This window comes from Pedobacter sp. GSP4 (assembly GCF_051857575.1).
Taxonomy (GTDB): Bacteria; Bacteroidota; Bacteroidia; order Sphingobacteriales; family Sphingobacteriaceae; genus Pedobacter.
The window spans coordinates 506,865-526,901 of record NZ_JBPZIR010000002.1; the positions used below are offsets into that span (position 1 = coordinate 506,865).

Annotated in this window: 17 protein-coding genes; 10 read left to right on the plus strand and 7 right to left on the minus strand. The window is 39.0% G+C overall.

Going from position 1 to position 20,037, the window contains the following annotated elements; genetic code table 11:
• The first annotated feature begins 173 nt into the window (after positions 1-173).
• A complete protein-coding gene (gene lepA, locus ACS5PU_RS05670; RefSeq protein WP_439458306.1) occupies positions 174-1,961 on the plus strand; it encodes a translation elongation factor 4 in 1,788 nt (595 codons plus the stop codon).
• Between the two features lie 80 nt (positions 1,962-2,041).
• Entirely contained in the window at positions 2,042-2,962 is a 921-nt protein-coding gene (locus tag ACS5PU_RS05675) for a bifunctional 5,10-methylenetetrahydrofolate dehydrogenase/5,10-methenyltetrahydrofolate cyclohydrolase (protein ID WP_439458307.1), read from the plus strand.
• A 452-nt stretch (positions 2,963-3,414) separates the two neighbouring features.
• On the opposite strand, the gene ACS5PU_RS05680 is transcribed toward ACS5PU_RS05675, so the two are convergent.
• On the minus strand, positions 3,415-3,750 hold the full coding sequence (locus tag ACS5PU_RS05680) for a Rieske (2Fe-2S) protein (protein ID WP_439458308.1): 336 nt from the start codon (positions 3,748-3,750) through the stop codon (positions 3,415-3,417).
• Positions 3,751-3,857: 107 nt separating this feature from the next.
• Between ACS5PU_RS05680 and ACS5PU_RS05685 the strand changes: the two genes are divergently transcribed.
• Together ACS5PU_RS05685 and ACS5PU_RS05690 are read left to right on the plus strand one after the other, a co-directional pair.
• Positions 3,858-4,481, plus strand: coding sequence for a 7-carboxy-7-deazaguanine synthase QueE (locus ACS5PU_RS05685; protein WP_439458309.1), 624 nt, complete (start codon positions 3,858-3,860; stop codon positions 4,479-4,481).
• A 37-nt stretch (positions 4,482-4,518) separates the two neighbouring features.
• Positions 4,519-6,405: an OmpA family protein gene (locus tag ACS5PU_RS05690; protein WP_439458310.1), complete on the plus strand. Its 1,887-nt coding sequence runs from the start codon at positions 4,519-4,521 to the stop codon at positions 6,403-6,405.
• A gap of 88 nt (positions 6,406-6,493) precedes the next feature.
• On the opposite strand, the gene ACS5PU_RS05695 is transcribed toward ACS5PU_RS05690, so the two are convergent.
• The 3 genes from ACS5PU_RS05695 to recQ all read right to left on the minus strand — a co-directional run bounded on the left by ACS5PU_RS05695 (position 6,494) and on the right by recQ (position 10,312).
• Positions 6,494-7,213 carry a YqjF family protein gene (locus ACS5PU_RS05695; protein WP_439458311.1) on the minus strand — a complete coding sequence of 240 codons (720 nt, stop codon included), beginning with the start codon at positions 7,211-7,213 and terminating at the stop codon, positions 6,494-6,496.
• Entirely contained in the window at positions 7,213-8,025 is an 813-nt protein-coding gene (gene kdsA, locus ACS5PU_RS05700; protein ID WP_439458312.1) for a 3-deoxy-8-phosphooctulonate synthase, read from the minus strand. The genes ACS5PU_RS05695 and kdsA overlap by 1 nt, the downstream gene beginning before the upstream one ends.
• A 97-nt stretch (positions 8,026-8,122) precedes the next feature.
• Positions 8,123-10,312: a DNA helicase RecQ gene (gene recQ / locus ACS5PU_RS05705; RefSeq protein ID WP_439458602.1), complete on the minus strand. Its 2,190-nt coding sequence runs from the start codon at positions 10,310-10,312 to the stop codon at positions 8,123-8,125.
• A 91-nt stretch (positions 10,313-10,403) separates the two neighbouring features.
• Here recQ and ACS5PU_RS05710 point away from each other — a divergent pair, with 91 nt between their 5' ends.
• On the plus strand, positions 10,404-11,372 hold the full coding sequence (locus ACS5PU_RS05710; RefSeq protein WP_439458313.1) for a KpsF/GutQ family sugar-phosphate isomerase: 969 nt from the start codon (positions 10,404-10,406) through the stop codon (positions 11,370-11,372).
• A gap of 16 nt (positions 11,373-11,388) precedes the next feature.
• Positions 11,389-12,480: a mannose-1-phosphate guanylyltransferase gene (locus ACS5PU_RS05715; RefSeq protein WP_439458314.1), complete on the plus strand. Its 1,092-nt coding sequence runs from the start codon at positions 11,389-11,391 to the stop codon at positions 12,478-12,480.
• Between the two features lie 114 nt (positions 12,481-12,594).
• Here ACS5PU_RS05715 and rlmB read toward each other — a convergent pair whose 3' ends face one another.
• Complete coding sequence (gene rlmB, locus ACS5PU_RS05720; protein WP_439458315.1) at positions 12,595-13,362, minus strand: 23S rRNA (guanosine(2251)-2'-O)-methyltransferase RlmB; 768 nt, start codon at positions 13,360-13,362, stop codon at positions 12,595-12,597.
• Positions 13,363-13,561: 199 nt separating this feature from the next.
• Between rlmB and dnaB the strand changes: the two genes are divergently transcribed.
• Complete coding sequence (gene dnaB / locus ACS5PU_RS05725; protein WP_439458316.1) at positions 13,562-15,124, plus strand: replicative DNA helicase; 1,563 nt, start codon at positions 13,562-13,564, stop codon at positions 15,122-15,124.
• A gap of 575 nt (positions 15,125-15,699) precedes the next feature.
• On the opposite strand, the gene chrA is transcribed toward dnaB, so the two are convergent.
• Entirely contained in the window at positions 15,700-16,917 is a 1,218-nt protein-coding gene (gene chrA, locus ACS5PU_RS05730) for a chromate efflux transporter (RefSeq protein ID WP_439458317.1), read from the minus strand.
• 50 nt (positions 16,918-16,967) lie between these two features.
• Complete coding sequence (locus ACS5PU_RS05735; RefSeq protein WP_439458318.1) at positions 16,968-17,303, minus strand: tetratricopeptide repeat protein; 336 nt, start codon at positions 17,301-17,303, stop codon at positions 16,968-16,970.
• A gap of 62 nt (positions 17,304-17,365) precedes the next feature.
• On the opposite strand from ACS5PU_RS05735, the gene ACS5PU_RS05740 reads away from it, so the two are divergent.
• From ACS5PU_RS05740 to ACS5PU_RS05750, 3 genes are all read left to right on the plus strand, one after another.
• Positions 17,366-18,103: an electron transfer flavoprotein subunit beta/FixA family protein gene (locus tag ACS5PU_RS05740; RefSeq protein ID WP_439458319.1), complete on the plus strand. Its 738-nt coding sequence runs from the start codon at positions 17,366-17,368 to the stop codon at positions 18,101-18,103.
• A 101-nt stretch (positions 18,104-18,204) separates the two neighbouring features.
• Complete coding sequence (locus ACS5PU_RS05745) at positions 18,205-19,173, plus strand: electron transfer flavoprotein subunit alpha/FixB family protein (RefSeq protein WP_439458320.1); 969 nt, start codon at positions 18,205-18,207, stop codon at positions 19,171-19,173.
• Positions 19,174-19,246: 73 nt separating this feature from the next.
• On the plus strand, positions 19,247-19,861 hold the full coding sequence (locus ACS5PU_RS05750; protein WP_439458321.1) for a bifunctional nuclease domain-containing protein: 615 nt from the start codon (positions 19,247-19,249) through the stop codon (positions 19,859-19,861).
• Positions 19,862-20,037: the final 176 nt, after the last annotated feature.

Here is a 20,037-nt window from a genome sequence, read left to right on the forward strand (position 1 = left end):
CTAAATTACAATTTGATATATCTTTATTAATGAGCCTGTTGAATAAACTTTAAAGCGTTTCAACAGGCTCAATATCACATAATAGGATTCAATTTAGTGCTCATTTTATAAGCTCCCCTATCTTCCATTTTCCCACTTACAATTTCCATTAAAAAGCATATCTTTGCGCAAAGATGAAGCATATACGTAATTTTTGCATTATTGCACATATCGACCATGGTAAGAGTACATTGGCTGATAGGTTATTAGAATATACCGCGACGATTTCGCAGCGTGAAGCGCAGGCGCAATTGCTCGATAATATGGATTTAGAGCGTGAGAGAGGCATCACCATTAAAAGTCATGCCATACAAATGAACTATAAAGTTGGTGATATTGAATACAATTTCAACCTTATCGATACACCTGGACACGTAGATTTTTCGTACGAAGTTTCGCGTTCTATTGCTGCCTGCGAAGGCGCCCTACTGATTGTAGATGCATCGCAAGGTATACAGGCCCAAACTATATCTAACTTATATCTTGCTTTAGAGCATGATCTGGAAATTATTCCGATTTTAAATAAAATGGACTTACCGGGCGCCATGCCTGAGGAAGTTAAGGATCAGATTATTGATCTGATTGGCTGTAAACGTGAAGATATTATTCCTGCATCGGGTAAAACCGGAATGGGGATTCCTGACATTATCCAAGCCATTGTTGATCGTGTTCCAGCGCCAGTTGGCGATCCGGAAGCACCTTTACAGGCTTTGATCTTCGACTCTGTTTTCAACTCATTCAGGGGAATTATTGCTTACTACAAAGTTGTAAACGGAGAAATTAAAAAAGGCGATAAAGTAAAGTTTATCAATACTGGCAAAGAATACCTAGCTGATGAGGTTGGTATCCTGAAACTGGATATGGCGCCACGTAATGTGGTTAAAACCGGTGATGTAGGCTACATTATTTCTGGAATTAAAGAAGCCAGAGAGGTAAAGGTTGGTGATACGATTACGACTACCGCAAGACCATCATTAGATGCCATTCAAGGATTTGAAGAGGTAAAACCAATGGTTTTTGCTGGTATTTATCCAGTTGATACCGATGAATTTGAAGAACTTCGTGAGGCCATGCACAAATTGCAGCTTAACGATGCTTCAATCGTTTTCGAACCAGAAAGTTCAGCAGCTTTGGGCTTTGGTTTCCGTTGCGGTTTCTTGGGTATGTTGCATATGGAGATTATCCAGGAGCGATTGGAACGTGAATTCGACATGACGGTAATTACAACCGTTCCCAACGTATCTTACGTTGCGCACACGACCAAAGGCGCCGAAATTTTTGTAAATAACCCATCCGATCTGCCCGATCCAAGTAAATTGGATTCAGTTGAAGAACCTTATATCAAAGCGAACATCATCACTAAATCTGATTTTGTTGGCCCGGTAATGTCACTTTGTATTCAGAAAAGAGGAACAATTGTAAATCAATCCTACTTAACGTCCGATCGTGTAGAATTGGTTTTCGAAATGCCTATGGGCGAAATTGTATTCGATTTTTATGATAAACTGAAAACAATTTCTAAAGGTTATGCATCCTTCGATTATCATCAGGTTGGTTACCGCAAATCGGATTTGGTTCGTTTAGATATGTTAATTAACGATGAACCAGTTGATGCTTTATCATCATTGATCCACCGTAGCAATGCGTACGATTTCGGAAAGAAAATCTGCGAGAAATTAAGGGAACTGATCCCTCGCCAACAGTTTGAAATTAAAATACAGGCTTCTATCGGTGCTAAAGTTATTGCCCGCGAAACGCTTAGTGCCTTGCGTAAAGATGTAACCGCTAAATGTTACGGCGGTGATATTTCACGTAAGCGTAAGCTATTGGAAAAACAGAAAAAAGGTAAAAAACGTATGCGTCAGGTAGGTAACGTAGAGATTCCGCAGACGGCATTTATGGCAGTTTTGAAATTAGACTAACCCCCTAGCCTCCTGAAGGGGGAATACTGGCGGTTTATTAGATTAAATCTTAAATTATATAATTATAACAGAGCAGTTATATGAGCGAAGGAAATTCAAAGTCCCCTTCAGGGGATTTGGGGATATTATTAGACGGTAAATACGTATCAGAAAAAGTTAAAGTTCAAATTGCTGAAGAAGCAGCTGAGTTTTTGAATAAAACAGGGCGCAAGCCACATTTAGTTGCCATTTTGGTAGGTAACGATGGTGGTAGCGAAACTTATGTAGCCAGCAAGATGAAAAACTGTGAAAAAGTAGGTTTTAAATCTTCGCTTCACCGCTACGATAACTCGGTAACTGAAGCAGAATTACTGGCAAAAATAGAAGAAATTAATCAGGATGATGATGTAGATGGCTTAATTGTTCAATTGCCTTTACCAAAACACATTGATCCAGAAAAAGTTACGGAAAAAATCGATCACCGCAAAGATGTAGATGGATTCCATCCCGTAAACCTAGGTAGGATGATGCGCAATCTGCCTTGTTTTATCCCAGCTACACCATATGGCATTTTATTGATGCTGCAAGAATATGGTATTGATACCACTGGCATGCATTGTGTTGTGGTTGGCCGCAGTAATATTGTGGGTAGTCCGATGAGTATTTTAATGGCCCGCAACGCCAATCCAGGCAACTGTACGGTAACACTTACGCACTCTAAAACAAAAGATTTAAAAGAGCAGGTTCTTCAGGCTGATATCGTAATAGCAGCAATTGGTAAAAAGAACTTTGTTACAGCAGATATGGTTAAACCAGGTGCGATTATTATCGATGTGGGCATTAACCGCGAAAATTCTACCGAAACCAAATCGGGCTTTAAATTATATGGCGACGTAGATTTCGAAAACGTAGCGCCAAAAGCATCTTACATTACTCCTGTTCCGGGCGGTGTTGGCTTGATGACCATTGTTGGTTTATTGAAAAATACATTGGCATCGGCCCGAAAAGAAATATATTCTTAAAGGTAGAAGGTGAAAAGGTGGAAGGTTGAAGGTAAAACCCAAAGCCTGAAAATAATTACAAAGCGGTTCATTATTGGATCGCTTTTTTCTTTGGTGAAGACCAAGTTTCTATTTTAAACCACAAAGGCACGAAGACACAAAGAATAGCTTAGCTTCTCGTCTGTCATCCTAAATGCAGTGAAGGATCTTTAATGATGGAAGATGTAAAATGGATTATGGAAGATAAATAAATAGATCTCTCCACTCCGCGGTGCTCCGGTCGAGATAACGTTTCTGTTGAGCGTTTGAAAACAGTTAACCATTTTGCAGTTTCCAATTCACAGTTTAGGGTACGGATTACAACAATTAAAAAATACAATTAACCGATCAAAACAGTTAACCAAAATAACCACTTTACAGTAGGCAATTTGCAGTAACCAATGAACAAATGACAAGTGAACCAATGAACTAAATCACCCCCATAATTTGCTCCACCAGCTTTCCTCAAAACCGATATATAAGCCATCCTCACGCAATTCTGTTGGATAGATATCGATATAATCTCCCTGGCCTTCTGCGCCTCTCCCTGTGGTCAAGCTGTATTCGTAACGGTGTAATGGGCAAACCAGGTTGCCGTTTTTACACCAGCCACCACTAAAATGGCCTCCAGCATGCGGGCAATGAGATTGGGTAGCTATAATTTTATCGTCATTATTAATAATGCACAACTGTTTTCCGGCCACCGTAACCGTTATGATATTGTCTTTTCGAGGAACCTGATTATTATTTAGCGCCTTAAACCACTTCATAAAGCTAAAATACAGCAAATAAATATCAGTATTATTTCATCTTTGCATTAAATTTTAAAAGAGGAACAGCATCACCATATTTTTTTAGGATATTTGCATCCTCAAAAATGAAACAAGACATACCAGAAGACGGCACATTACTTCCTTTAATGGAAGAATTTTACACCATACAGGGCGAAGGATTTAATACCGGTAAAGCAGCATATTTTATCCGCTTGGGTGGTTGTGATGTAGGTTGCCACTGGTGCGACGTGAAAGAGAGCTGGGATGCAGAAATGCACCCCCTAACCCCGGCCGATGTAATTGTAGAAAACGCTGATCAATTTCCAGGTAAAGCTGTAGTCATTACCGGAGGTGAACCGCTGATCTATAACCTGGATTATTTAACCAATAAGTTAAAAGAACGGGGTATCCTTACTTTTATTGAAACGTCTGGTGCTTATCCGCTATCGGGTAACTGGGACTGGATCTGTTTATCTCCAAAGAAATTTAAAGCACCACGGCCTGATATTACACCCTTCGCTAACGAGCTTAAGGTAATTGTTTTTAACAAAAGCGATTTTAAATGGGCCGAAGAATATGCTGCAATGGTTTCGCCTACCTGCAAATTGTATTTACAGCCCGAATGGTCTAAATCAAAAGAAATTACACCTTTGATTATAGATTATGTTATGGCCAATCCAAAATGGGAAATTTCTTTACAAACGCATAAATTTTTAAATATTCCTTAAAAACAATACATTAGCTTAATAACCAAATGTTAATGTAATGAGGTTTCGTTTATCCCTATTATTTACTTTTTTGTGCTCTTGTGCATTAGCGCAAAGCTCGGGCAATAAAAAAGCGCAAAATTCATTCGAAAATGCCGGAGCTTCCATTCAAAAGCAGGATTTTGCAGGTGCTGAGCAATTACTGAAAAATGCTATAGAGAGCGATCCCCTATTTCAGAATGCGTATATCGTTTTAGCTGGTGTGTATAAAATTCAGCGGAAATATCCCGAAGCGAAGGGTGCATACCAAAAAGCGATCCTGATTAATAAAAGCGTACAGCCAGAAGTTATTTTTGGATTGGCAGAAACCGAATTTGCAACACAAGATTATATCAAAGCGAAACAGGATTTCGAAGCATTTTTAATGCTCGATCCATCATCAGATCGGACGAAAAAAGCAAAAAAATATCTTATAGATTGTGATTTTGCCAATTTAGCCATTAAAAAACCTGTAAAATATACGCCGGCAAACTTAGGCGCGGGTGTAAACACAAGCAATGCAGAATACTTTCCTGCACTTACCGCTGATGGCGAAACATTGATATTCACCAGGCAGATTAATGGGAACGAAGATTTCTGGACCTCGCAGTTCAAAAACAATTCATGGACCGAGGCAACACCGCTATCAAGCAAGATCAATACGGCAAAATATAATGAAGGTGCGCAAACCATTTCGCCGGATGGAAAATACCTGTTTTTTACAGGCTGTAACCGCCCCGATGGATTGGGAAGATGTGATATCTATGTTTCGCACCGTGAAGGAAAAGATTGGGGCGAACCTTACAATGTAGGGCAACCGGTAAATTCTGAATATTGGGAATCGCAGCCCGCAATTAGTCCGGATGGCAGAACACTTTATTTTATAAGCAACCGTCCAGGTGGTTCTGGTGGCTATGACATTTGGAAAAGCACCATTACCGATGATGCCAAATGGGGACCTGCGGTTAACCTTGGTCCGGATATTAACACGGCCTATGATGAAAACACCCCCTTTTTACATGCAGACGGCAAAACCCTCTATTTTTCTTCTGATGGCTGGCCAGGGTTTGGCAACAAAGATATCTATTACAGCAGGATGGATGATGCCGGCAAATGGCAAAAACCAGTAAACATTGGTTATCCAATTAATTCTTTCGACGATGAGAGTGGCTTGGTAGTGAGTGCGGACGGTAATTTTGGCCTATTTTCTTCCAACTTAAAAAATGGTTTTGGCGCACAGGATATTTACAGCTTTGGTATTCCAGAGCAGGCTAAGCCATTAAAAATAACCTACGTTAAGGGAATTGTAAGGGATAAAGACACTAAAAAAACAATAGAAAGCAATGTTCAGGTAGTTGATTTAAAAACAAACCGAACTGTTTTTGATGATTTTACCGACCCAGAAACAGGGCAATTTTTAGCCGTTATGCCCATTGGCAGTGATTATTTATTTAATGTAAATGCCGAAGGCTACTTATTTTATTCGGAGAACTTTGAATTAAAACAGGCTGATATCAATAAACCTTATCAAATTGAAGTGTATATCGAAAAAATAAAACAGGGTGGTAACGTAACCTTAAAAAATATCTTTTTTGATACGAATAAGTATAATCTTTTGCCTGCCTCTATACGTGAGCTGGATCTGTTAATCGATTTCCTGCACCAGAACGAATCTGTAAATATCGAAATTCAGGGCCATACCGATAATGTTGGAGATGATAAACTGAATGAAAAGCTATCGTTTAACCGAGCGAATGCGGTTTACAATTATCTGATCAAGAATGAAATCGATGCTAAAAGGTTAACATTTAAAGGTTTTGGGGCGAGCAGGCCTATTGCAGATAATAAAACTGAACTGGGCAGAAAAAACAACAGAAGAACTTCTTTTGTGATTACGAAGGTTTAGTTGTGCACCAATCATTAATGCAATCCGTCATCCTGAACTTGTCTCAGGATCCTACATGCTATAATAATCGTTTTGAAATAATAACTACTTAAAACCTCTTCCCTTTTAATACCCTAATTGGTGAACCCTCGGCCAACATTACAGAATCTGGCTTGGCATTACTTAAAAAAGCGAACTCTTGCCCATAATTAAGCCCGAAATCAACTTCGATTTGATAATCTTTAACGGGATACACCTCCCAGCGCGGATGTTCTACACCATACTCAGAGGTTCGGTTATCGTCTATTTTAGTATAGCCCCAGTAATGTTCAGTAATAAACTCTTCTTCGCTGCCAGCTAAAATTTCTGTGGTTTTTGGAGCCGCAGAAACTGAAAACTTATTCCAGCCATTATTCTTCCAGAAATAGGCTACTTCCAGCTGATGTTCCTGCTCGATCCAAACATGGTTCATGGGCAAAGTTTGATAGTTTTCTTTATAAATGGTATTGGCAACCAAGGTAATTGCCGGCTTAGGCACAATTTCCTTAATAAACACTACGCCCCTTTTCCAGGTACCGGCATCGTTAAACCTAACATAAAACCTGAGGTTTACTTCTTCAAAAGTGGTATGATAAGGAATGTTAAACCCGAGCAGCTTCACATCTTGAAAAAGGAAACCAACCAAACTTACATAGTACTTACCCTGCCAGCTATCGAGTTCGGTATGCGGTGGAAGATATTTTAAAAGAATTTCCTTATCTACAGCGTATTGGGCCAGCGCAAGTTTGCGCCAGGCTGCAGTTAAGAAAACGCCTTTATTTAATGCCATTATAAAATTGCCTGTCTAATGCGGATCAGCTTGGTTAATGTTTCTTCCAATAAATCTAAATGCAACATGTTAGCACCATCTGATTTAGCGTTAGCCGGATCGGGATGGGTTTCTATAAATAGTCCATCTGCACCAACAGCAATCGCCGCTTTGGCAATGGTCGAAATTAATTCGGGTTTACCACCAGTTACACCGCTACTCTGATTAGGTTGTTGCAAACTGTGTGTACAATCCATCACAACCGGTACACCAAAACCTTGCATTTCTGGTAATCCGCGATAATCAACAATCAGATCCTGATAACCGAAGGTATTTCCCCTATCGGTTAAAATCACCTTATCGTTACCAGCTTCCTTAATTTTCTCAACAGCAAATTTCATTGAACCAGCCGATAGAAACTGCCCTTTTTTAACATTAACCACTTTACCTGTCTGCGCTGCAGCAATTAACAGATCGGTTTGACGGCATAAAAATGCAGGAATCTGCAGTACATCTACATAAGCAGCAGCCATAGCGGCTTCATCACTTTCGTGAATATCGGTTACCGTTGGCACCCCAAACTCCCTGCCTACACGTTCTAAAATGCGTAAGGCCTTTTCATCACCAATGCCGGTAAAAGAACTTCCTTTGCTTCTGTTGGCTTTGCGGTAAGAGCCCTTAAAAATGTAAGGAATTTGAAGTTTATCAGTAATCCCAATAATTTTTTCTGCAATGCGCAAGGCAATATCTTCACCTTCTATAGCGCATGGGCCAGCCATTAAAAAGAAATTACCTGAATCTGTATTTTTTAATTTATCTAAGTAGTTAAGCATGTAAAATGTATTATGGAAGATGTATGATGGATAATAGAAGAAAGAAAACGGGAAAAATAACTGGATACGTCATCCATATTACCTCTCCCATCCTACATTAATTCCCTAGTTCTGACATGAATTTAATCCGCATCAATTGGATTTCGTCCCGGGTGTAATCAGTTTCGCCGAGCTCATTTAGTGCCTCGTCAATAGAATCGCTTTCTGCTGCCCTGAAGTAATCAAAAACTTCATCCTGCCTATCGTCATCAATTACCTCATCGATAAAGTAATTCAGATTTAGCTTGGTGCCGGAGTTTACAATAGATTCTACTTCTTTCAGAATTTCTTCGTAAGTAATCCCCTTTGAGTCTGCAATATCTTCTAAACCGATCTGCCTGTCGATATTTTGGATAATAGATACCTTCATCTGCGATTTATTGGCCTGTGTCTTGATAATCAGGTCAATTGGCCGCTCAATATCATTATCCTCTACATATTTTTTGATCAGTTCGATAAACGGCGTTCCGAATTTCATGGCCTTGCCCGAACCCACACCCGAAATCTGACGGAGTTCTTCCATCGTAATCGGGTAATGCGTGCACATTTCTTCCAATGATGGATCTTGAAAAACAACAAATGGCGGAACACTTTTCTGTTTGGCAATCTTTTTCCGCAAATCTTTAAGTAAAGATAAAAGATGCGTATCCAACGCTCCTGTGCCCTGCTTTACATCATCATCGTCATCATCGGCACCGCTTTCTATCGGTTCGTTTAAAAGAAACTTAAGGCTGTAAGGATTGATGATAAAATCTTTTCCCTGCTTAGTCAATTTTAAGAGGCCATAATTATCAATATCCTTAAACAGGAAATTATTTAAAACGGCCTGGCGTACAATAGACTTCCACATCAGTTCGCCATCTTCTTTACCAATTCCGAATTCAGGAACCTTACTGTGCTCGTAGGCAATGGTTTGAGCGGTTTCAAGGCCCAAGAAAACGTTTAGTAAATGGGCATCATCAAATTTCTCGCCCGATTTTTCAATAAACTTTAATAGCGTAGATAACTGGTTTTCGGCATCAAATTGTTTTTTAGGTTTTTTACAATTGTCGCACATGCAGTTACAGCCGGTTTCATTAAAGTTTTCGCCAAAGTAATGTAGAATCTGCTTTCTGCGGCAAACGCCAGATTCTGCATAATCAATTACTTCTTTAAGTATCTGTGTACCAATTTCCCTTTCAGAAACCGGTTTATCTTTCATAAACTTGGCCAGCTTATCCACATCTTTTTGAGAGTAGAAAGCAATACAAACCCCTTCTCCCCCATCGCGGCCAGCCCTACCGGTTTCCTGGTAGTAACCTTCCATACTTTTTGGCACATCGTGGTGAATCACAAAACGCACATCAGGTTTATCGATACCCATACCAAAAGCAATGGTGGCAACAATAACCTCGGCATCTTCCATCAAAAATTTATCCTGCGTTTCTGCCCTCACCTTCGGATCTAAGCCAGCATGGTAAGGCAATGCACTAATCCCGTTCAGGTTTAAGGCTTCTGCAACCTCTTCTACCTTTTTACGGCTGAGGCAATAGATAATACCCGATTTACCGGGGTTAGATTTGATGTATTTAATAATTTCTTTGGTAATATCACGCTTGGGGCGGATTTCATAAAACAGGTTTGGCCTGTTAAACGAAGATTTGAACAGGGTGGCTTCTGTCATGCCCAAATTCTTCATAATATCCTGCTGCACCTTTGGCGTAGCAGTTGCAGTAAGCGCAATAATTGGGATATTATTCCCCAAACCTGCAATTACCTGTTTTATTTTACGGTATTCCGGTCTAAAATCATGTCCCCATTCAGAAATACAGTGAGCTTCATCCACCGCAACGAAAGAGATTTTAATCAGATTTAAAAATTCAATATTATCCTGTTTCGCCAGCGATTCGGGCGCAACATACAATAATTTGGTCTGACCACTTAAAAGATCAGATTTAACTTGAGTAATTTCAGATTTGTTTAGCGATGAGTTAAGAAAATGAGCAATACTGTCATTCCCACCAAATGCCCTTAATTGGTCTACTTGGTTTTTCATCAATGCAATAAGTGGAGAAATAACAATTGCTGTTCCCTCGCTCATTAAAGCAGGCAACTGGTAGCAAATAGACTTCCCTCCGCCCGTTGGCATAATAACAAAAGTATTGTTGCCTTCTAAAATATTTGTAATGATCGACTCCTGATCACCTTTGAAATTATCAAACCCGAAGAAATTTTGTAGGTTATCAAATAACGACTTTTTCACGTCCATTTTGTGTAATAAAATATGCGATGCTATTTTTGTATCCAAAATAACATAATTTTACAAGAATTTCAAGTATTAACATACAATTATTTTCTCTTTGAAAAGTAAAAAATCAATTATACAATCGGCTGTAAGCACATTAGAGCTTGAGGCAGCGGCAATATTAAATGTTGCACAACATATTAATGGCGATTTTGAAAAAGCTGTAACCAGCATTTTGCACTGCCAGGGAAGGGTAATTGTAACTGGGATAGGTAAAAGTGCCATTATCGCGCAAAAAATTGTGGCTACATTTAATTCTACCGGTACACCCGCCATTTTCATGCATGCTGCAGACGCCATTCATGGTGATTTAGGCATGATCCAGGTTGATGATATTATTATTTGCCTATCAAAAAGCGGAAATACCCCCGAAATTAAAGTGCTGACGCCCCTGCTCAAAACTTCAGGAAATTTATTGATTGGAATGGTGGGCGAATTGGATTCGTACCTTGCCGAACAGGCAGATCTGATCTTGAATACCTCTTTCGAAAAAGAAGCTTGTCCGCACAATTTAGCACCAACTACCAGTACAACTGCTCAATTGGCACTGGGAGATGCGCTGGCCATCTGTTTATTGGAGTGCAGGGATTTTAATGAAGCTGATTTCGCTAAATACCATCCAGGTGGATCATTGGGTAAAAAGTTATATCTGAAATCAAGAGACATAGCTTTATCCAACGAAAAACCTGCCATATCCCCATCGGCTTCAGTTAAAGATGTACTGATCGAAATTAGTAAAAACCGTTTGGGTGCAGTTGCTGTTGTTGATGAAAACAATAATGTACTCGGAATAATTACAGATGGCGATATCAGGAGGATGCTGGAAAATAACAGCACAATTGAACATTTAAAAGCTGAAGATATCATGGGCAAAACGCCAAAAACCATACAATCGGACGCTTTGGCTGTAGATGCCCTGGCAATTATTAAACAAAATAACATCACACAGTTGTTAGTTCTAGAACAAAATACTTACTTTGGCATCATCCATTTGCACGATTTGCTGAACGAAGGCATTGTGTAAATTTTTAAACTACAAAATGAACAAAGATTATTATGCATTAATTATGGCCGGTGGCGTTGGAAGCCGCTTTTGGCCGGTAAGCAGAACCGAATATCCTAAACAGTTTATTGATTTTTTTGGCGTTGGAAAAACGCTGATCCAAAGTACATATGAAAGGTTTCTAAATATCTGCCCTCCAGAAAATATTTTTATTGTTACCAATGAGATCTATTCAGATCTTATTAAGGAACAATTACCGCAATTAACGGACAACCAGATTCTGGCCGAACCTTTAATGAGAAATACAGCACCCTGTATTGCTTATGGAAGTTTAAAAATTGCAGAATTAAACCCAAATGCTACAATTGTAGTTGCGCCATCCGATCATACGATTGCCAATATTGATGGTTTTGTAAAATCTATTGAACAATCATTAGATGCAGCATCAAAAAATGATTGCTTGATTACTTTGGGTATTAAACCAAACCGCCCGGATACAGGCTATGGGTATATCCAGCATACTGATTACGTGCTCAATACCGATACAGATTTGCACAAGGTTAAAACCTTTACAGAAAAACCAAATCTTGAACTGGCCAAGTCCTTTTTACAGAGCGGCGATTTTCTTTGGAATGCCGGTATCTTTATCTGGTCGGCCAAGGCTATTTTAAGCGCCTTTGAAAAGCACTTGCCAGATATGTACGAAATATTCAATACAGGACGTACCGATCTTAACACTTCGAGCGAAAAGGAATTTATAAATAATGCCTATTTCCAGTGCACCAATATCTCAATTGATTTTGGTATCATGGAAAAAGCAGAAAATGTTTATGTACTTCCTTCTGAATTTGGCTGGTCGGATTTAGGTACCTGGGCCTCTATTTATGAAATGGCAGAGAAAGATTATGTTGGTAATGCCGTAATCCCATCAGAACAGGTATTGATGTTCGATTCGTCGAACTGCATGGTAAATGTTCCAAAAGATAAATTGGTTATTCTACAGGGACTGCATGATTATATTGTGGTAGAAAACAACAACATGCTTATGGTATGCCCTAGAAACGAAGAACAAAGAGTAAAAGAGTTCGTTGCGGAAGTTAAATCACGTTTCGGCAACAAATTTATATAACAGATGGATAATGTGAGATGTAAGATGGGTGATGTGTAGCTATACTAAATGATCCATCTTACATTTTTCTATTTACATTTCCCATCATCCATTTTACATTTTACATCTTACCCCTTACACACTTCTCTGTCTAATCGCTTCGTATAAAATTACACCGGCAGCCACCGAAACATTCAAAGATTCGATTTTACCGGCCATTGGGATTTTAGCCAGGTGATCGGCTACACGCAAAAGCTCGTTAGAAATTCCTTCATCTTCCGATCCCATTACAATAGCAGTGGGCATTGTATAATCAGGAGCGTAAATAAAATCGTTGGTTTTTTCGGTACAAGCTACTACCTGAAGGCCACTTTCCTGTAAAAACAAACAGGTTTTATGAAGATTGGCATGCCTGCATATCGGAATACTGAACAAAGCACCAGCCGAAGTTTTAATCGCATCAGCATTAATCTGGGCTGCATTTTTTAACGGCACTACAATGGCATGAACGCCAACACAAGCGGCTGTACGCGCTATTGCACCCATATTGCGCACATCGGTTACGCTATCTAAAACCAAAATTAAAGGCACCTCTCCTTTTTCAAAAACCGCAGGTATAATATCCTCAATATTTTGATAGGTTATTGGCGATATTACAGCAATAACACCTTGGTGGTTCTTTTGCGACATCCTGTTCAATTTCTCTACAGGCACCGAGTTTAAGGGAATTAAGGTATCTTTTAAAAGTGCTTTAAGTTCCAAGAACAATTCGCCGCCCAAACCCCGCTGCTGATAAATGGTTTCGATATCCCTGCCAGCCTTTACAGCTTCTATTACGGCCCTTATACCAAATACAAACTCATTATTTTCTTTTGCACGTTGCAGTTTTCTAAAATTATCCATGTTTTGAAATTGTTAGGCAAAAGTATTCAAATAAATGTTTTAGCCCTAATCTATCTCCTCCTTATTAACATTTAATTGTTTAAAAATTTTTATCATCCATAAAATACTCAAAAAATTAATTTGATTATGCTTCAATTTGTTAACAAAGAGCTAGTAACTTATTAAAACAATCGCGTTAAAATTTAACTACTTTTGTTGAATGAGTATCGATAACGAACAAGGCGGAAAGAATAGCTTCGCTGCAAGAAAAAGCAAGCTGAGTAATACAATTAGTTCACAGGGAAAAATCCCTCCTCAGGCACTGGATTTAGAGGAAGCGGTATTAGGTGCATTAATGCTTGAAAAAGACGCGCTTTCTGCCGTAATCGATGTTTTAAAACCCGAAGTTTTTTACCATATCGCTCACCAAAAAATCTTTGAAGCGATTCATATTTTATTCCAAAAATCAAAACCTGTTGATATTTTAACCGTTACCTCCGAACTTCGTACACTGGGTTCGCTAGAGATTGTGGGTGGAGCTTATTACATAACCAGCCTTACCAATAGGGTTGCTTCTGCGGCAAATATCGAATTTCACGCCCGTATCATTTCCCAGAAATATATTCAGCGCGAACTGATCAGGATATCGACAGAAATTATTACCAATGCTTACGAAGATACAACCGATATTTTCGATTTATTGGATCAGGCAGAAAAAGGACTTTTTGAAATTGCCCAGAACAACTTGCGTAGAGATACACAGAAAATGGACGATATCATTAAACAATCTTTAGCTACCCTGGAAGAATTGCGCACCAAAACTGATGGTTTAACGGGAGTACCAACAGGATTTACCGGTCTGGACCGAATTACTGGTGGATGGCAGAAACAGGATTTGGTTATTATTGCAGCACGTCCGGCGATGGGTAAAACGGCCTTCGTACTTACCTGCGCAAGGAATGCCACTGTCGATTTTGCCAAACCAACCGTAGTATTCTCACTAGAGATGTCATCTGTTCAGTTGGTTAATCGTTTAATTTCAGGAGAGGCAGAAATTGAACAGGAGAAAATCAGAAAAGGGAATTTACAGGAATGGGAATGGCAACAGCTCCACAGTAAAATTGGCCGTTTAACCGAAGCTCCCCTATTAATTGATGATACCCCAGCACTAAATATTTTTGAATTTAGGGCGAAATGTCGAAGGTTAAAATCGCAGTACGATATCCAACTGGTAATTGTCGATTACTTGCAGTTAATGCATGGTAAAGGCGAAGGAAAAGGCGGAGGTAACCGTGAGCAGGAAATTGGTAGTATTTCGAGGGCACTAAAATCCGTTGCGAAAGAACTTGATGTTCCTGTATTGGCCCTATCGCAGTTAAGTCGTGCTGTAGAGAGCAGACCAGGTTTACAGGGAAAGAGGCCAATGCTATCCGATTTACGTGAATCTGGATCTATTGAGCAGGATGCGGATATGGTACTGTTCTTATACCGTCCTGAATACTATGGTATAACCGAAGATGAGCAAGGAAGATCGCAAGCGGGTATTGGTGAGGTAATTATTGCAAAACACCGTAATGGTGAAACCGGTATTGTACCACTTAAATTCGTTGGTAAATTTGTTAAATTCCAGGATCTGGAAGATGATTTCAATGCACCTCCAAATTCATTTGCAGCTGATCCATCAGCGGGAATGTATCCATCGCAGGATTTTGAGAAACAAAGTAATGTAATTATCCGCCCATCAAAAATGGATGATTATAACGACGACGATCCACCGTTTTAAATATAACTTCATCCTCCAAAATTTAACACTTGATAATCAAAACTATGTATTAATTCACCATTAAGAAGTTAAGATAATTAAGAAATAAGATCCAACTTAATGTCATTAATGCCTTAATGGTCAAAAATATCACCATTAAGAAGTTAAGTTGATTAAGAAAACCTCCAAACTTAATGTTCTTAATGCCTTAATGGTCAAAAATATCACTATTAAGAAGTTAAGATGATTAAGAAATAACCTCCAAACTTAATGCCCTTAATACCCTTAATGGTCAAAAATATCACTATTAAGAAGTTAAGATGATTAAGAAATAACCTCCAAACTTAATGCCCTTAATACCCTTAATGGTCAAAAATATCACCATTAAGAAGTTAAGTTGATTAAGAAATAACCTCCAAACTTAATGTCCTTACTGCCTTAATGGTCAAAAATATCACCATTAAGAAGCTAAGCTGATTAAGAAATAACTTTTATAATAGCACTTAATGTCCTTAATTCCTTAATTCCTTAATGGTAAAAACATATTAGTTGATTAAATTCCATTATCCAACTTACATTTTCCATCCCGAAACATCTTAAAAAATATAAGCCAACAGAATCCCCGCCAATACAATAACCGGTGGACTTACCTTCGTAAAATTAAGTAGTAAAAAGGTGGCAACCATAATACCCAAAAATAGCCAGTTAAAGCCCATTGGAATTAACAGCAATATAAAAGCGGCGATGATAAACCCCACACTTACGGCATTAATCCCGGATAGACTGTGCCTAATCCTCGAGATTTTTTTTAGGTCATCCCAAAAGGGAACGATAAACAACACCAAAATTAATCCGGGCAGATTAATACCAATTACACCAATCAATCCACCTAAAATCTGCCCCCATAGGCCATAACCAAAATTTTTCATGCTCAGAGCCCCCAGGTAACTGGTAAAAGAAAATGTAGGTCCTGGTAAAGCCTGTTGCAGTGCAAAGCCAGATAAGAAACCAGATGATGGCAGGTAGTGTTTCATTTCTACAAACTCAGTAAACATGAGCGGCACCAATACCTGTCCGCCGCCAAATACCAGAATTCCGTTACGGTAAAAATTTTCGAGTAAACGGATGGGTAAACTAAAGGGCGATGTTCTGTTAATGATGGCACCAACCAAGGCAAACACCAATAATGCGCCCAAAAAGTAAATCATTTTTCGGGGATTGATATTGGAGAAAAGCTTAACCCGGAGCTCTGTTTCTTCCTTTGGTGTTTCTATGGCTGATGAAATAATACCTCCTACCAAAATAGACAAAGGGAAAACGTAAGCATTTCTTAAAACCAAGGTAGCAATAACTGAAGCAATGGCCAAAAATACAGAAACCTGCGAGGATAGCACTTTCTTCCCCAATTTCCATGCACCATAAGCCACAATACCGAGTGCAATTGGCTGAATGTATTCCAGAATGTCGTTAAACTTCTGTTTCTGATCGAGCAGTGCATAACTTATGGCTGCAAAGGTCATTACAGCTGCAGTGGGCATAATCCAGATTAAAAAAGTAATGATAGCCAGTTTCAGTTTCCCAACTTTCCAGGCTATACCTACTAATGTTTGCGTAGAAGCCGGGCCGGGCAGTACCTGCGCCAATGCATTTAACTCTAATAATTCTTCCTCCGAAATAAACTTGGTGCTTTGAACAAAATATTTGAGCAGTAGGGCCAAATGTGCCTGAGCCCCCCCAAAAGAGGTGAACGTAAAGAAAATAACATTACGGATAAACAGCCACTGCCTTTTTGCAGCGATGGGTTTGGGTTGCATTAATTCAAAACTGATAAGTGTTAACTGATAACTGACAATTGTAAACTGACCTAATCATCTTCATAATCAAGGCCTGCCGCAGTATTGTATGCGCCCTGCAGTTCAGAAAAAGCATGCATATCTCTTTTATTACGGGCAACGAGCATTCCTTTTTGATAAACTTCAATAGCTTTTTCCTTCTGATCATCTTTTTCGAGTAATTTACCCAAATGGTAATACGTACCCACATAATCCGGATGTTTATCCGTTAACTGGAGGTAAAAAGAATAGGCCTTTTCTTTATCATTTTGCGCGTTATACTCTGTGGCTAAGGCATATAGTATAAACGGATCGTTCGGATCACTTTCTAAAAATTCTAATAACTTGCTTAAACGGGTAGATGACATTTTATTTCCTTGCTTTTTTAATTAAATTTGCAGAAAGACCTTATATAATAAACATATAACATATGAAAATATTAGTTTGTATCAGTAACGTGCCAGACACAACCACAAAAATAACTTTTACTAACGATAATACCGAATTCAATACTGCAGGAGTACAATATATTGTTAATCCTTACGACGAGATTGCATTAGCAAGAGCGATTGAATTAACCGAAGGCGGTAAAGGTACGGTAACGGTAATCAATGTTGGCGAAGCAGGTAACGATCCAACCATCAGAAAAGCCCTTGCAATTGGTGCCGATGATGCCGTTCGGGTTAATGCCGCTCCGAGAGATGCTTATTTTGTGGCTAAACAAATAGCAGAATACGCAAAAGACAAAGATTTTAATATTATTTTAACAGGTCGCGAATCGATCGATTACAATGGTAACCAGGTTGCTGCAATGGTGGGCGAGTTTTTAGATATCCCGTCTATATCCATCATAAAAAAATTAGATGTTGATGGTGATACAGCTACCATTGAAAGAGAAATTGAAGGTGGTAAAGAAGTATTAACAGTTTCGGGCAAATTTGTAGCAAGCTGTGCCGAAGGTGTGGCTGAGCCGAAAATCCCGAACATGCGCGGCATCATGAGTGCGCGTACCAAGCCATTAAATGTTGTAGAAGCGGTTGCCATCGAAGAAGTAACCAAAGTAACCAAATATGAAACCCCTGCCCCACGCGGAACGGTTAAGTTAATCCCTGCCGATCAAACAGAGCAGCTGATCAGCTTGTTACACAGCGAAGCTAAAGTAATTTAGTTGGCAACCAAAAGTTTCAGTTGTTAAACCAAGAGATAATTAATAGAATAAATTCAATATAAAATTAAAATCCCCTCTGGGGAATTTAGAGGTAAAGATAAATGTCAGTATTAGTTTATGTAGAACAAGCTGAGGGTAAATTTAAGAAATCGGTATTCGAAGCCGTTTCTTATGCCAAAGCCATTGCCGATCAACAATCCACTAATTTAACCGCAATTTCTATTGGCGATGTTGCCGAAAGCGAATTAAAAGAGCTTGGAAAATACGGTGCATCGAAAGTTTTAAATGTAAGTACCGATCAGTTAAAAACTTTTGTTAACCAGGCTTATGCCAGCGTTATTGCAGCCGCTGCTGAGCAAGAAGGCGCATCAATCGTGGTATTGTCGAACTCTTTCTCAGGAAAAGGTTTAGCTCCCCGTATTGCAGTTAAGTTAAAGGCAGGTTTGGCCGATGGTGCGGTTGAATTGCCAAGTACCGATGGAAAGTTTGCTGTAAAGAAAACTGCTTTTTCTGGTAAAGCATTTGCCATTACCGAACTCACTTCTGCCAACAAGGTAATTGCATTAAATCCCAACGCATTTGGTGTTAAAGAAAATGCTGTAGATGCTGTTATCGAAAACTTTACTGCTGACGTTAAACAATCAGACTTAGGTACTGTTATTAAAGATATTGTAAGGGCTACTGATAAAGTTTCTTTACCTGATGCTGAACTGGTTGTTTCTGCCGGCAGAGGGCTTAAAGGACCCGAAAACTGGGGCATGATTGAAGAACTGGCAGGTTTATTGGGCGCTGCTACGGCCTGCTCTAAACCCGTATCTGATGCCGATTGGAGGCCGCATTCAGAACACGTTGGCCAAACAGGTATTGCCATCAGTCCCAACTTATATATTGCCATCGGTATTTCTGGTGCTATTCAGCATTTAGCTGGTGTAAGCTCGTCGAAGGTAATTGTTGTAATTAACAAAGATCCAGAAGCTCCATTCTTTAAAGTGGCTGATTATGGTATAGTTGGCGATGCTTTTGAAGTGGTTCCAAAATTAATTGAAGCTTTAAAAGCGCATAAAGGATAATTTTTTGTCATCCTGAGCCTGTCGAAGGATTAAATTATAATGTTTCGACAAGCTCAACATGACATCAGCAAATATGAAAAAAGTAAAATTAGATATTGTAGGTTTATCTTACAGCCAAACCCAATCTGGTGCTTACGCCCTGGTTTTAGGAGAAGTAAATGGCCGGAGGCGCTTGCCGATTATTATTGGTGCATTTGAAGCGCAGGCCATCGCCATTGAAATTGAGAAAATGACTCCTAGTAGGCCATTAACGCACGATTTATTTAAATCGATGGCTGATACTTTTCATATCAATATCCAGGAAATCATTATTTATAACTTGGTTGATGGTGTTTTTTATGCAAAACTGATCTGTAGCGACGGTAAAAACACACACGAAGTTGATGCGCGTACTTCGGATGCCATTGCATTGGCTGTCCGTTTTAATGCCATGATTTACACCTACGAGTTTATATTGGCTTCAGCAGGAATTGTGATAGAAGGAAATGATTTCCTTTTTCTCGAAAACATGGATTCCATTGCCAAAGAGCCAGAGGCAGATAGCTTGCCAACATCAACAAAACAACAGGGTTTTGGCGATCTTACCTTAGAAGAACTCCAGCAAAAACTGCAAGAAGCCATAGCTGAAGAAGCTTATGAAAAGGCTGCTAGATTAAGAGATGAGCTAAATAAACGCGGAACCTCTTAATTATAACTTAAAAAACATCAAACAAAACAAATTCTATCAGATTTTTCTAAAAAATCGGCATATAAAAAGCTAAATACCAAAATGGGCCATATTGTGTAAAATAATTCGTGCTCATTTTGGATTATCATTTAAAATAGTTCTATATTCAGCCTTTACTTTCAATAATCAAACTAAAC